Consider the following 14,558-nt stretch of genomic DNA (forward strand, 5'->3'; position numbering starts at 1 on the left):
TCATCCACGGTGAACACCTACCAATCTGTCGAACTCAGAAGGATCACCGTGGTCTATCTGTATCTTCAAAGGATAGTCAAAGGTTTCATATTGTATGGGCTTTTGTTGTAATAGGTTTCTCATTATGTCTGCTGTTGGGATAATCCCGTTTTCAAAGAGCTCTTCTATTTTTTCGCAGAAGGTTTTTTCGTCATAATCGTTCAATAATTCCAGTAATTGTACGAATTCCCTTGGCTTAGTGGTATAATATTTGCCGAACACGACTTTTAGTGTGTCGTTTAATGCCTGGAAGGCTCTTGATCCTGCAAGGGCTCCAGGCTTTTTTCTTAGGGTGTTCAGGTAGTGAGCTATCTGTATGGCGTATTTACCTTTACCTCTTAAGCGTTTGTGAACCGCAACGACTTTGCCTTCTTTCAATATTTCTATACGGTCTGGATATATCTTCAGCTGCACTCTCTTCCCGGGGCAATCCTCAGGAACAGAATAGTAATTACCGTCCAGCATTATTAACGAATATCTGGATATGATCCTTTCTTCAAGACGATAGTTGTTGTAGCTGGCGGTAGGTAATGCATTTAGTTTTTCTTCATTGAGAGCTTTTACCGGAACTAACTCTCTTCCATATACAGGAGAAGCATTTAGTTCTGCCAGTTTTTCTTTTAAATATTCATTCGCTTCTTCCAGGGAATCGAATTCATTCCTTTCACTGAATACCCAATTTCTAACGAAACCAACACTTTCCTCATCTGTCCCCTTTTCCTGGGGTGAATAAGGATTACACAACCTGGGAGTGAATCCAAAGAAGGTGGCAAATTTGACGAAGTTCTTGTTCAGGTTCTTCCTGTCTTTCACCACCTTCATGTTGTCGTAGAATATCTCCTGTGGTACACCACCAATCTCCTCGAAAAAGTCTATGTGTGCCTGGATTACCTCCTGGGCAGTTTCTCTTTCAAAGACCCTGGAAAAACGATACAGCGAACGATTCAGTACCATGAATGCAGCAGGGTATTTCCCTTTTTCACCGGCAATGACCAGTTCCACCTCTCCCCAATCAAATTCAGCTCGTTTACCATCCGGCTTCTGAATGATGTAGACATCCCTTTGACCGTGTTCTTCCTTCCATTTGCGAACAATCCTTTTCACCGAGGTATAACTTATCTTGTGTCCTTCCTTAACCACCATTTGCCAGATTTTCTTCGCGGTGAATTGCAAATTCTTGGGTTTGTCCTTGTTGGAATCCAGGAGTTCTTCAATCCTCGCTACTGTCCTTGGCTCAATCGTCCGACGCTTAAAAGGAACGGGCTTCCTAACAATCACTTCCTTTGCGCTTCCTAATTTCACTGCTTCGATTCTGCGTAAATACTTCCTAACAGTGTTCCGGGATATCCCGGTGAGTCTTGTTACCTCACGAATAGAACCATATTCCTGATAGAGCCGTTGAATCTCTTTGACCTCGTACACGTTTTTCACCCCTCGTATACCTCCTTGAGCAGATTGTTTCTATTATCTCGCTCAAGAAGGTCTTTTTTTCCACGGGGTAACGGGTCAATTTTCTATGGCCCTGGGGGGTCAATTTTATTTGACCACATACAATAAGCTTAGAGCTCTGTGTACAAGCGAAACATTATGCGAATTTGTACTAGTGAGGGAGAATAAAATGAAAGATATTGTAATTTTAAGGCTGTTGGGTCCTTATAAATTGTTTGGAAATGATGGCAATTCGCTTTTTAACACGGACATTTCCCGCAAGAATGGTATCTATTTCTGGACGGTGAAATATAAGAATGGATACTTAATAGACTATATTGGAGAAACCGGAAAAACGTTTTGTCAAAGGATGAAAGAACATCTTATAGAAACATTGGGAGGTAATTACCGTATTTGTGATCCAGACAAACTTTTGCAAGGAAAAGAGAAAATTGTTTGGAATGGATTATGGCGTAAAGGTACAAGGGATAAAATAGGAGAATTCATTAGAAAAAAAATAGGGAAAAAAAATAGGGACAGACACCTTTTTCGGTGTCTGTCTCGTGTGTCCAGAAAGGCAAGTGAGAAAAAAGGTCTTGCGGTTTTCCAGCTTCCTTCCTACCAAGGGTTATGCTACCTATCGGCCTGGAAGTGCTTTCGGGATGTAATATCGTATTTCGTAGCCGTTGTATATTCCTGAACCCTTCCGGGTCAAAAACCTATTGACTTTATACATATCCCAAAGAGATTAGAAAATTGATTTACACAACCAATCCAATAGAATCCCTGAACAGCCAACTCAGGAAGGTAACAAAGAACAGAGGTGTTTTTCCCAATGACATGGCTCTCATGAAACTGGCATATCTCGCCATTAACAATATAACTAGAAAATGGACCGTGAGAATAAATGAATGGGATAAAATCCTTGCCACTTTGATGATAGAATTTGATTGGGTGAAATCCTATGTCTGATCTTTTCCGGAGTTTGGGGTTTACACAAAATATGTGACACGCCCGCTATCTCAATTTTATAAGCCTAGTTTTTTCTTAAACTCATTTATAAACTCATTTTTCCTGCCTTCATTATAAAATGGCAACCCAATTAATCTATATTTTTCATTCTCTCCAAATATAGTAGCTTTAAGATTGATACTATATTTTTCTTCAATTTCTTTTAAGAAATCTTCTTTCCATTGATCAGTTTTAATCAAATGTTCTCCTTTAGTCTCTATGAAAAGTTGATACTGTTCTATTTCTTTAGAATCTTCCCTTCTTAGAAACAAGACAAAATCTGGTTCCATAGCTTTACCATCTGAGAATCTATAAATTTTAAATAGATTTGCATTTCTTAACAAATATACTTCACTATATTTTTGTCTCAATTCATTTATGACACCATCAATAAACTTAACAAAAGATTTTTCTTCGTATGTTCCATAATTCTCGTCATAAATATACCAATCTTTATTAGCAAGGTTCAATTGTAAATATGGGTGCTTCGCATTACTCATAGGTATCCCATACTCCTGATCTCCATAGTCTCCAACATTTATTTTAAGCTGTTTATCTTTTACAACTTCCTTGATCTCAATCGGAACGAAAACTTCAGTCCCTTTATACTCAACATATTCATTCAGAATTTCATTTTCCAGTTGTAGCAACACATTTAAACATGCTTTTAATTTATCATCAGGTGTTAAGTCATCTAACTTCTCTCTAGAACTGGTAATATCAACATTTATTTTTTTTAAAGACTCGATAAATTCCTTTGAAGAATTCAAATCAGGAAAGTATCTTTTAAGATTGCTGAATCTATAAAAATCAAGTTTTGCCATGGCTTTTCTTATAACCACATCCCCAAAATCACCTAAACGAAATGTCCGTGTAGTTGTTTCAAAAGAATTTCTTCTGGTAGTTTCTTCTTGTAAAACAATATCTTCTCTCAAAAATCCCGTTGGAAGGATGTATTTATATGTTCTTTCTATTTCTATATCATCAATAGTTTTAATGCCTCTTCTGTCAGCCTCAACCTTTTTATTTACAAATAAAAATCCTTTTTTCCAAAACTCAGTGTTTTTTATATCAGGTTTCACTCTTAATTGAATCTCTTTTTCTTCATAGGGCATAATACCGTATTCCTTGAGAGCCGTAGTAAGTTCCTGTATGTATCTGGGATTATATTTGCTGTGATAATAAAGCTCTTCAAGGATTTTCAAGGGATTTTCCGGTTGGTTATCAAATTTTCTCTTAAATAGATCATCCTCTTCATTGATTTTGAATGGATAATACCTTGCACCTCTTCCTATCAACTGCCTCTCTGCAATAGTGGTATTACCAGGGATATATCTACCATCCCTTGTCCACCGTCCATCCCTTGTATCATAAAGCCTGACTATATCAAAGAGATTTAACACATCCCAGCCTTCATCAAGCATCTTAACAGCAAAAATAGCTCTTATCTCATTATTTTCATCCTCAAGGGTATTAAGTCTAATCTGTTTCTCTTTATCTATGTTTTCAGAATCAAGCAAAATACATTTTTCCTCTGAAAAATCCTCTTTTAACTCGGTTATAAGATTATCTACATTTATTCCCTCGTTTTCAAAATAATTAAATACTCTCTCCAATACAGTTCCAGTGGAATTTGATTTTATCGCCTCTATGTCTGCTTCACTCATATTGTCCATTCTTTCTCTAAATAATTCATAATTCTCTTTGGATTCTTTAATGCTCCTTGATTTAAAAAGTATCACAGGTTTTAATCTAATCCCATTTCTCTCCGCTATTTTTCTTCTATACTGGCTTAAAATAACCGCCTGCAACATCCTTTCCCAGTTTTCAAGATCTGCCTGTAAAACCTTCACCTCTTTTGAATAACCGTCAATTCTAAATTGCTTGAGATCATACTCAAAAATTATCTTATCTTTGTATTTGCTGTAAATACTGGGATTCTCTAAATCAATGGTGGCGGTATATTCAAGCAATATATTTTCAGGATTTGAGTTTAGAATCTGCATAACGGTATATTCCCAAGAAGTTTTTTTCATCTCCTCGGTTTTGCTCAATCTATTCCTCGTCCAGGCGTTGATATGATGGGCTTCATCTGAAATTAAAACGATTTTCTTATCCTTAAGATCTTCAAAAGTAATGGAATTTTCCCTGAAAAGATTTAACTGGCTATGCAGTCCCTGTATTGTCGTGAAGATTATATTTATGTCTTCCTCATTTGCTTCATCAAAATTGGAAACCTCTCTTATTACAACTTCTTTATCCTCAAATTTAATTCTCTGATTAAAAAGATATTTAGGAGAGAGGAGATTTAAAAAGTTGTCTCTTGTTTTCTCTATTATGTTGGTGCTGTTCACGAAAAATAAGAAGTTTCTATAGCCTTTATTGTAAAGATAAAGAATATTTGCAGCCATCAATAGAGTTTTACCAGAACCGGTTGCCATATTAAAGAGAAGTTGTGTTGGTCTTTTTCTATTAGGATTTTCTTCAAGATAATGTATAAACCTTGCTATAGCCTCGATCTGGTATGGTCTTAATTTAAACCTTGGATTGAGATTATCTTCAATGTATTTAGGAATGTCCTTTTTAAGATACCCCATTTTTGAAAGAATATCATATTCCTGGTTTAATCTTTGATTATCAGGCATCTTTTCTCTCCTCGTAAAAGTCTTTATTGAGCTTTTTGTCTTCTTCACTCACATTGTAAATAACATCATCAATTTCGCTGTAATTTACATAAAGGTCGTTGTATTCCAGCATCTCAAGTAGTAATTTCTTTTGTTCATCCAGACTAAGAGCCTTAAACTCTTCAATGTTTTCATCAAATAATTTTGAATCAACCCTATAGCTCAAAAATCCGTTGTGGTTTATATCTTTCCAAATATTTAGAAGTTCTTCTGTTGTTTTGGCATTTTCAATCTTTTCAATATAAATCTCGTTATTTTTCATCAGCCCCATGTATATGAAATCGCCGCCACCTTGCCAGCCTACAGCTTTAGAAATACCTGTTTGATCACCATTTATAACATTTTTTAATCTCACAACTGCACTATTTTCGCCGTAATCAAGTTGTTCTACACCAATGTATTGTCTTCCCATTTTATGGGCAACTGCACAGGTTGTGCCAGTGCCCATGAAGAAGTCTAAGACTATATCATTTTCTTCAGTTGATAGCTCTATAATACGTTTTAAGAGGGCCTCTGGTTTTTTCCCTTCCTTTAGACGAACGCCACCTTCATTAGCTATGCCTGCCCAACTTATATCTCCCCAAAAATCTGTTAATAACTCTGTTGGCACTTCTCTGCCACCAATATTTTTTACCTTATTTTTATAAAATGCTAATGCACCACCGTTTATTACAAATATTGGGTCTGCACCTTCTCTTCCATATACAAAAATCCTGTCTCTCTCCTTTTTAGATTTTATCAAAAGTTGTTTCAAACTTTCAGAAGGTTTGTGAGGGTCTCTAATACTTACAATTCGTTCTTTGTTCCTCAAGGCAAATTCTGCAATTAATTGATTAAAAATAATCTTCCAATATTTGCCCCACCGTCTTTGGGCTTCTTTGTATGCTTTTCTCAGAGAGCCTGTTACAGGAATTCCATTTTCTTCTAAGACAACTTTTTTGATTGATTCTAACTTCCAATTTTCAGGTTTATCTTCAAAATTAAGAATAACACGATCATAATTCTCATGATATTCTACTTCTACATATTGGAGTTTAAAATTAAACTTCTTTTTATCTCTGGCATAAAATAGTATATACTCTGTTACATCTATTGGACCAGGATTTACAACTTTGAATCCAGCAGGGGATGCCGTCTTAATGGCAATTATCTGAACCTTATTGCCCCTTCCGAAAGTTTCATCCATCAGAACGTTTAGATATCCTATTTCATGATGATCTAATTGAACAAAAATAGCCCCATCATCTTTTAATAGTTCTTTTGCAACTTCTAGTCTATTTTTCATAAAAGTAAGCCAAGTAGAGTGTCTGAAATTATCATTATATTGAAATTCATCACTCCCTGTATTGTAAGGGGGGTCAATATAAATTAGCTTCACCTTCCCTCTAAATTCTTTTAAAAGCGAATATAATACAAGAAGATTATTTCCTTTAATAATCAAATTATCTGTTATCGTATCTTCGGGCAGTCCTCTTTTCCTGTTTATCTCATCATCTCTCCTGAATCCGTCAAGCTGGTGTTCTCCGTCTTTATCTATTCTTTTAAAATTAGTAAATACCTTAGGTTCTAATAATCTATCAATCTCATCCGGAGCAAGAATTACATTATGAAAAATTTCTTTTCTTTTTTCATCAGATTTTTCCTGCCCACCTTCAAGAACACAATCTTTATAGGGCCATACCAAAACAATTTCTTTGCTTTTTGCTAAATACTTTCCTTCCTTATTAGCAAGACCAATTTTATTTTTAAAAGCAGTATATGAATCCGGTAAAAATTCTTTGTTATCAATGAATTTCATAAACTTCTCTTTGTCAAAAACTAAAACACCATCTACATCCTTGAAGAAATGTTCCTTTATCCGTTTGTTTTTTAATAGAAGTTTTATCAAACCCTTATCAAGTTTCAAAGCATGTTCTACTATTTTGTTTTTTAATAGTTTTCCTTCAGTATCGACAAACCGCGTATCTTCCTTTAAGAGTTCTTTCAATTCTTCCATCAATGTCATTTTATTGCCCTCCCTGTTTTTCATATTTCAGATTTTGCTCTAACCACTCTTCAATCATCATTTTCTTAAACCGCCACTGTCCTGCTACCTTGTAAGCAGGAATTTCTCCTTTCCTTGCCATCCTATAAGCAGTATGTTCATCAAGCCTTAAATATGCTGCAACCTCTTTCTTTGAAAGAATATCATATTCCTGGTTTAATCTTTGATTATCAGGCATCTTTTCTCTCCTCGTAAAAGTCTTTATTGAGCTTTTTGTCTTCTTCACTCACATTGTAAATAACATCATCAATTTCGCTGTAATTTACATAAAGGTCGTTGTATTCCAGCATCTCAAGTAGTAATTTCTTTTGTTCATCCAGACTAAGAGCTTTAAACTCTTCAATGTTTTCATCAAATAATTTTGGATCAACCCTATAGCTCAAAAATGAATGTTGTTTCATCTCATCCCATATATTTAGAAGTTCTTCCATAGTATTAGCATCTTCTATTTTTTGGATAAAACCTTCATTTAGTTTCATCAGCTCCATGTATATAAAATCGCCACCACCTTGCCAACCAACATCTTTAGAAATACCAGTCTGTTCGCCATTAATAACATTTTTTAGTCTTCCTACTTGCATTTCCATATGTTCATCTAATTGTTCAACCATAATCCACTGTCTTTTTAGTTTATGTGCCGCAGCTGCCGTTGTTCCTGTCCCACTAAAGAAATCTAAAACGATATCATCTTCTTTCGTATGAGCCTCTATTATTCGTTTAATTAAAGCTTCAGGTTTTTGTCCTTTAAAGTTGCCGACTTTTTCCTTAGAAAAACTATAATAGCAATTGAATTAAGTTGGTCTAATTCACTACAATTCCCAAACTATGCACTTAGAAGATAAAAGAGAAAAGAAGGTCTGTTTTTGGCAATATAAAAATCCAGCGTTTGGAAAAATAAAAAACCAGCACCCGGGGTAAAAAAATTAAGCCTTAATACTCGAATGTTCCAATCGGTAACTCTTGCCTGTAAACACCAACAAATGGCAATGGTGAATCAATCTGTCTATTATGGCACTGGTGAGTTTCTCATCGTAGAATATCCCATTCCATTTGCTGAACTCAAGGTTCGTTGTGATTATTACGCTGTTCCTCTCATATCTTTCCGCAATCACTTGAAACAAGAGTTGCGCTCCTTCTCGGTCTAAAGGTATGTAACCCCATTCGTCGCATATGAGCAAATCTGTCTTTCTGAGTGTCTTCAAGAACCTCTTCAATGTTCCGTTGCTTTTTGCTTCCACAAGTTCATTTACCAGTGTGGCCGTTCTGTAAAATCTGACTTTCTTTTCCCGGTTACAAGCTGCGATACCTATGGCTGTTGCCATGTGTGTTTTTCCTGTTCCTACAGGGCCATACAGTATTAGGTTCTCTTTCTTTCCCAGAAACCTCCCTTCTTGTAATTCTTCCAATGTTATACTCTTGGGTATCTGTACGTTTTCAAAACTGTAGTCTTCGAAGGTTTTCATTACCTCGAAATTCGCCTGTTTTAGATAACGATTTTTACGTGATACCCGTCTGTTTTCAATCTCCAGCTTCAGTAGTTTCACCAGGAATTCCTCGTTGGTTTCTGTCTGTATCTTTTGGTAGTTTTCCACTATACTTTTTCCCAATCTCAGTTCTTTGCAGTATTGAGCGATGAGTTCTTTCATTTCCTTTCACCCACCAGGGCATCGTATTCCTTAAAATCGGTTGCGTACGCTCGTAATCTCGGTACTTCGTTCCCTTGCCCCTATCTTCAACCACACTTCTGTTTCAGCATGTTTTGGTGACACGGAGTATCTGTTGTTTTCAAAACGAAGCATCCCATACTTGTCTGTCTTTGCTTTCTGTACCCTGGAAATATCCAGAGGTTTTTCGTTGAGTAGGAGCATCTTTTTCTTTTCTTCTAAAAACAGTTCTTTAATGCTCTTTTCCTTTCGGTAATGGGGTCTTTCCATATCTTTCTCCGAGAGGATTAAGAGCTCTTTGTTGTAATCTTCAAGATTCTCTATCCTGGGTATGGGAACAAAGAAGTTCCGCCTGTTATATCCAACCTTGTTTTCCACATTGCCTTTTTCATTGCCACAACCAGGATTACAAAACACAGGTTCAAAACCATAATGTAGGCAGAATCTGTAAAACTTCTCCGTTACCTCCCTTTCCCCTCCATCCAGAATTTTTTTCACCACGGGAGATAGGTTGTCGAACCATATACGCCGGGGTACCTTTCCAATATGTTCGAATATGTTCTTCAGCCCCTCGAGCAAACATTCAAGGTTTTCCCCTCTAAACAGTTGAAAGTATCCCCCGTTGCTGTATGGAAAAGAAAGATTCAGATAATGCAGCGTCGTTCCCTTACCCTTTTCAATGAACTCAGCCTGTCCAAAATCTGCTTGTGCTTCGCCACCAGGATGGTCAAGAGGTAAATAACCTTCGTTGGAATACAGCTCCTTCTTTTTCTTTCTCACATATGCTCTTACCGTACGTTCGCTGAGCGGAAAATTCGGATATTCCTCACATAGTCTCTTGTAAATCCTTCTAGCAGTATGACGTTGTTTTGCCTTTACCTTTTTATCTTCTTCCAGCCATTCATCTATTTTGGGCTTGTACGGATCGAGCTTGGAGGTCTTCTTTCTACGTTGAACATGCTCGTTCAAATCATCCATTTCGTCGTATTTCTTTACCGTTCTGAAATCATGCCCCGTCTCATTGGCTATGCTCCTCAATGATTTCCCTTCAAATTCTCGCAAATATTTGATATGATGTACCTGGATCATTGTCAGCACTCCTTTCTAACCCCCTTTAACTGTTTTGGTGTGCAATTAAAGGGTAATGGATTTTCCGGGTGCTGGCAATGATCTTTTTCTTTTCCTTACTGCTGGATTTTTATCCTGCCACTTGCTGTATTTTTATTTTGCCATACACACTAAAAAAATTCTTGAAGAAGAGAAGCGTCCTCTTACGGTAGAAGAGATATGGGAAAACGCAGTAGAAAAAGGATATGATAAGCTCTGTGGCTCTCAAGGCAAAACACCGTGGAGAACAATCGGAGCTCAAATATATGTAGATATAAGGGACAACCCTGATTCGCCTTTTGTAAAAATCGATTCTAAACCGAGAAAATTTTTCTTAAGAACTGTAGTTTCAGATGCGGAACTGAAAGAGATAGAAGAAAGAGAAAGAGGCAAGGTGGAAGCACCAAGAAAATTAAAGTATTCCGAAAGAGAACTACATCCGTTTCTAGCATATTTTGCTTAAAACAAAAATAGGGACAGACACCTTTTTTTTGGTGTCTGTCCCGTGTGCGTATAAAGTCAATAAGTTTCAGGTTTTTCCCAGGGAGGCCATAAGGAATTGACCCATTACCCACCTCAGGTGTCCATAATTCTCTTCTTCTGCAACTTCAGAAAAAAACGTGTCTAGAAAAGGCAAGTGCATTCGGTGGGAGATAAACCTACTTGGATAAAAACCGAAACCCCTTACTTGATGCGTAAGTAGCGGTTTGATTCTTATTTCTCCAAACGCTGGTTTTTGTATTGCCAAAATTCCAGAAAAATATGCAAATAAGAAAACAGAGACAAGAAAACAGGGACAGACTGAGGTAAAAAAATAGTAGGGTCAAGAGATGGCGCCTTAGGTTTAGGCAACACCTATCCGGTTTCTCCCCGTTTCCTTCGGGAGTGCCTCACTAGTATTGCCGTACCCAGGTTTCCATCTCCTGCCACATCAAACCGTACGTGCGGTTTTCCCGCATACGGCTTTCCTGTCTGCTTCGTGCCAAGAGTTATGTGACCTATCGGCCTGGAAGTGCTTTCGGGATGTAATATCGAAAAAATAGGGGACAGACTCTTTTTTTGAGGACCTATCGTGTATATAAGAAAGCCAAGTGAGAAAAAGCACATGCAGTTTTCCGGCATACGACTTTTCCGTTTGCTTCGTGCCAAGGGTTATGTAACCTACCGGCCTGGAATTGCTTTCGGGATGTAATATCGTGTTTCTTAATCGTTGTGTATTCCCGAGCCTTCCCGAATCAAAGATTTGTTATAGACTTTACACGCCACCGTTTTTTCTTACCACCTGCTATATTTTTATTTTTCTATGCAGATATCTGTATGACCTGCAAACAGGTCGTGATTTTATAATATTGACCTGTGCGGAGGTCATATGTTATAATTTCTTCGGTGATTATGATGAATGATGAAGAATTTTTCGAGGTTTTATTAAGGTGGAACCTCTGGGGTAATCAGCAACTAAATATAATTCCGAGGAGGGTGCTTTCACAGATAAAACCCTTTATGGATTACCACGGAGCGATTGTAATTCAGGGGCCCCGTAGAGCCGGGAAATCAACTTTGCTTTATCTTATAATTCAGAATCTGATGAAAGAAATTGCACCGGAGAGGTGTCTCTACATTAACTTTGAAGATTATGCCCTATCATCTTTAGAGCTCACCCCATCAACTATTCAACGTCTTCTAGAAGTATACGGAGAAAAGGTTTATAGTGGAGAAGATTTCTTTCTATTTCTTGATGAGGTACAAAACGTAAAGGACTGGCACAGGTGGGTAAGAACTTTTCTTGATACTCATCACAATAATACTGTTTTTATCTCCGGTTCTTCGTCGAGACTCCTGAGTTCTGAACTTGCTGGTTTGCTCACAGGCCGGCATGTTGTATTCGAAACCTTACCGTTTAGTTTCAGCGAGCTTGTCATAAATCAAGGGTATAGCACAGATAGCATATACATAAGAAAAAACAAGAATGCCATCAAAGGACTCCTTGCCGAATATATGAGGTTCGGTGGCTTCCCAGAAGTGGTACTCAGAAGACCTATAAACGAATCAAGAGCCAGGCGAATCCTCACTCAGTATGCAGAAGACATCCTGTTTAAGGATATTTCTACGCATTACAATGTGCTGAATATGAAGATACTCAAGTTTGTTTCTTTATTTCTAGCTCAAAACAGTGGTTGTAAGCTATCAATTCGCGGGCTGCAAAAAGTTATAGAAGCTGAGTTTGGCGAGAAATCATCAACAACCACTATTGCCAATTATATTCAATATCTTGAAGAGGCTTATATGAGTTTTGAGGTACGTCATTTTGATTATTCTATAATGAGAGCCATAAGAAGACCTTCTAAATATTACATGGTTGATACTGGCCTTCGTAACGCTATGTGTGGTTCGTTAACTCCGGATCGTGGAAAACTGCTTGAATATGTTGTGTATCTCTACCTTAGGACAATATACGATGATGTTTTCTATTGGTCAGGTAAAAGAGAGATCGATTTTGTATGCCGTGAGGGTAAAGAGATTGACCTGTATAATATCACATATGTATCTGATGTCAACGAAATATCTGTAAGGGAACTGGAAGGGTTCCTGGAGTTTCCTTCTGGCAAAGCGGTTCGAAAAAGATATTTGATTACATGGGACCTTCAAAGAACCATAACACACAAAAATATTACTATAGAAGCAATTCCTGCATATGTTTTACTTCTTCAAAAATCTGAGAATTGGTGAACACGCTGCGCGTGGGTAAGCTTGGCTGCGCCGGGAGAGCTACGCGCGAGGCTGTGCGCTGCTTCGCGGCGGCTATGCTGAGCTAAGCTCAGGCTGTGCGTGACTCCGTCACGGCTATGCGCAACTACGTTGCGGATCTTAGAACCGAGAAAATCGAGAAATGGTGACCGAGAGTCCGAGATCCGAGACTTGAGATTCGAGAAACAAGAAAATCGTTGTATGTTGTGCATTGTTCGTTGTACGTCACAATCCATCATATTTACCCCCTTGAAAGTATTGACGGCTTGACCCCCAAATATTGGACAAAAACAGACCAACATCAAGGATTTACGTACACAGGCTCGTTTTGGCTGGAGAATTCAGTATAGTATCTTGGTGTTTGGTATTTCAATGACCCATGAGGTCTCAGGTTGTTGTAAAAAGACAGATATACCTTTAGTTTTTCACACAAGTCTTCAAGATTCTTGAATTCGTTGTTTCTTACGAATTCCCTTTTCAAAGAAGAGAATGACGATTCAATAAATGCTTGCGAATCCGGATTCCTTACTATTCCAAATTCATGGATTATATTTTCTTCATTCATGTATATTCCCGTATCTAATGCTTTAAATTGGCTTCCGTTATCCGTTCTTATTATTTGTGGTTTTGCTCTTTTTGTGATCGCTATTTTCATTAATTGAATGAAATGTTCCTTTTTGCAGCTTTTACCTACATATGTTCCCACTATGCTTCTGTCATACACGTCTATTATGTTCAGTATCGCTGCATTCCCATCTTCACGTGTTTTTACGAATGTTATATCCGCTTCCCACAATTGGTTCGCTTTTGTCACTGTTATTGAACGGCTTCGAGTGTATGGATGCCTTTCACGCCTTTTGTACTTCCCAACAAGTCCGAGCTTTTTCCTGAGTCGGTGCAATTTCTTGTGATTTACTATGATTCCGTATACGTTCCGGATATATCTGGCTATCTTTTTTGAACCCATGTACTTCAAATAATATTCCTCTTGTAAAGGAGATTCGATCGCATTAAACCACAGCAGCAGTTTTTCTATCTCTTCGTCTTTTGTGATACCTCCAAAAACATTAAAGGCATAACCTCTTTCCTTTCTTCCTCTCCTGCCTTTCAGGAAAAAGCCCGGATTCTTGCTCCTGTAATAGCTGCTTCTTGGTATCTCTAAAACTTCAAGAACGAAGCTTACACGAAATCCCCAATTTATGTACTTGTTAGCAATACAGAGGATCGTAATATCTGTTACTTTTTTCCCTGGTTCTCTTCCATGTTCGTTTTTTTTAATTTTTCCTTGAGTATTCTTATTCTCAGGTCTCTCTCAGCAAGTTCCAATTTCAATCTTTCCAATTCGGCGTTTATTTCTTCAGGATCATCACTGTGTTCCTTTATCTTATCCAGGCCGAGCTCTTCTTTAAGAAAAGCGGGTATCTTGCTTTCATCTGCTATGAATGAAGGCTTCCTTTTCGGAGGCTGGAACGCATTTTCTTTGTATCTTTCGTAGCGCTTTACCCAGCTCATGATAAGTGAAGCATCCACATCATATTCGACTCCCAATTCTCTGTAACTCTTGTTTGTTCCTAAATACTCCTTAACCAATTTGATTTTGAATTCTGAACTGTATCTTCGCGGTGTTTTTCCTTTCATTCCTTTTACCCCCTTTTTCTTTCCTTTATTCTATGCTGTTGCTCTCCTTTTGTCCAATCCTTTTAGGGGGTAAATATGTTGAAAAAGGTTTACGCACAACCTACAACCTACAACGAAAAACTGAGATCCGAGAATCGAGAAAAAGAGACCGTGAAGGCGAGAACCCGAGAGCTGCTTTGCAGTTGGCACACGCTTTCG

Annotated in this window: 9 protein-coding genes and 3 pseudogenes; 4 read left to right on the plus strand and 8 right to left on the minus strand. The window is 37.6% G+C overall.

Features of this window, described 5'->3' with window-relative positions; all coding sequences use genetic code 11:
- Positions 1-1,470, minus strand: coding sequence for an IS21-like element ISKol1 family transposase (istA, locus tag KOLE_RS00320; RefSeq protein WP_012744575.1), 1,470 nt, complete (start codon positions 1,468-1,470; stop codon positions 1-3).
- 187 nt (positions 1,471-1,657) lie between these two features.
- Between istA (KOLE_RS00320) and KOLE_RS00325 the strand changes: the two genes are divergently transcribed.
- Positions 1,658-2,167: a hypothetical protein gene (locus KOLE_RS00325; protein ID WP_041288597.1), complete on the plus strand. Its 510-nt coding sequence runs from the start codon at positions 1,658-1,660 to the stop codon at positions 2,165-2,167.
- Positions 2,168-2,196: 29 nt separating this feature from the next.
- Positions 2,197-2,439, plus strand: a pseudogene (locus KOLE_RS00330) (transposase); the annotation flags it as partial.
- Positions 2,440-2,495: 56 nt separating this feature from the next.
- Here KOLE_RS00330 and KOLE_RS00335 read toward each other — a convergent pair.
- The 6 genes and pseudogenes from KOLE_RS00335 to istA (KOLE_RS00360) form a co-directional block, all read right to left on the minus strand.
- Complete coding sequence (locus KOLE_RS00335; RefSeq protein ID WP_012744578.1) at positions 2,496-5,123, minus strand: DEAD/DEAH box helicase family protein; 2,628 nt, start codon at positions 5,121-5,123, stop codon at positions 2,496-2,498.
- Positions 5,116-7,167 carry a DNA methyltransferase gene (locus tag KOLE_RS00340; RefSeq protein WP_012744579.1) on the minus strand — a complete coding sequence of 684 codons (2,052 nt, stop codon included), beginning with the start codon at positions 7,165-7,167 and terminating at the stop codon, positions 5,116-5,118. The genes KOLE_RS00335 and KOLE_RS00340 overlap by 8 nt, the downstream gene beginning before the upstream one ends.
- Position 7,168: 1 nt before the next feature.
- Positions 7,169-7,384 (minus strand): helix-turn-helix domain-containing protein, encoded by a 216-nt coding sequence (locus KOLE_RS00345; protein ID WP_012744580.1) that lies wholly within the window; start codon positions 7,382-7,384, stop codon positions 7,169-7,171.
- Positions 7,377-7,961: pseudogene (locus KOLE_RS00350) on the minus strand (DNA methyltransferase); the annotation flags it as partial. The pseudogene KOLE_RS00350 and the gene KOLE_RS00345, both read right to left, overlap by 8 nt.
- Before the next feature lie 168 nt (positions 7,962-8,129).
- Positions 8,130-8,852, minus strand: a complete 723-nt coding sequence (gene istB / locus KOLE_RS00355) for an IS21-like element ISKol3 family helper ATPase IstB (protein WP_012744582.1) — start codon at positions 8,850-8,852, stop codon at positions 8,130-8,132.
- A gap of 69 nt (positions 8,853-8,921) precedes the next feature.
- Positions 8,922-9,959, minus strand: a pseudogene (istA, locus tag KOLE_RS00360) (IS21 family transposase); the annotation flags it as partial.
- Between the two features lie 55 nt (positions 9,960-10,014).
- On the opposite strand from istA (KOLE_RS00360), the gene KOLE_RS00365 reads away from it, so the two are divergent.
- Both KOLE_RS00365 and KOLE_RS00370 read left to right on the plus strand, forming a co-directional pair.
- Positions 10,015-10,440, plus strand: a complete 426-nt coding sequence (locus KOLE_RS00365) for a winged helix-turn-helix domain-containing protein (RefSeq protein WP_012744584.1) — start codon at positions 10,015-10,017, stop codon at positions 10,438-10,440.
- Positions 10,441-11,369: 929 nt separating this feature from the next.
- Positions 11,370-12,704, plus strand: coding sequence for an ATP-binding protein (locus tag KOLE_RS00370; RefSeq protein WP_012744586.1), 1,335 nt, complete (start codon positions 11,370-11,372; stop codon positions 12,702-12,704).
- A gap of 319 nt (positions 12,705-13,023) precedes the next feature.
- Here KOLE_RS00370 and KOLE_RS00375 read toward each other — a convergent pair.
- Positions 13,024-14,360 (minus strand): IS3-like element ISKol4 family transposase gene (locus KOLE_RS00375; protein WP_148207952.1). Its coding sequence is split into 2 segments (ribosomal slippage): positions 13,024-13,961 and positions 13,961-14,360, totalling 1,338 coding nucleotides; the frame shifts between segments, so codons are not numbered across the junction.
- Positions 14,361-14,558: the final 198 nt, after the last annotated feature.

This window comes from Kosmotoga olearia TBF 19.5.1 (genome assembly GCF_000023325.1).
In the GTDB taxonomy this organism is placed as follows: domain Bacteria; phylum Thermotogota; class Thermotogae; order Petrotogales; family Kosmotogaceae; genus Kosmotoga; species Kosmotoga olearia.

Bases quoted from the DNA above. Each gene is read 5' to 3' on its own strand.
- KOLE_RS00325 (WP_041288597.1), top strand. From the start codon at position 1,658: ATGAAAGATATTGTAATTTTAAGGCTGTTGGGTCCTTATAAATTGTTT.
- KOLE_RS00335 (WP_012744578.1), bottom strand. From the start codon at position 5,123: ATGCCTGATAATCAAAGATTAAACCAGGAATATGATATTCTTTCAAAA.
- KOLE_RS00340 (WP_012744579.1), bottom strand. From the start codon at position 7,167: ATGACATTGATGGAAGAATTGAAAGAACTCTTAAAGGAAGATACGCGG.
- KOLE_RS00345 (WP_012744580.1), bottom strand. From the start codon at position 7,384: ATGCCTGATAATCAAAGATTAAACCAGGAATATGATATTCTTTCAAAG.
- istB (WP_012744582.1), bottom strand. From the start codon at position 8,852: ATGAAAGAACTCATCGCTCAATACTGCAAAGAACTGAGATTGGGAAAA.
- KOLE_RS00365 (WP_012744584.1), top strand. From the start codon at position 10,015: ATGGATTTTCCGGGTGCTGGCAATGATCTTTTTCTTTTCCTTACTGCT.
- KOLE_RS00370 (WP_012744586.1), top strand. From the start codon at position 11,370: ATGATGAATGATGAAGAATTTTTCGAGGTTTTATTAAGGTGGAACCTC.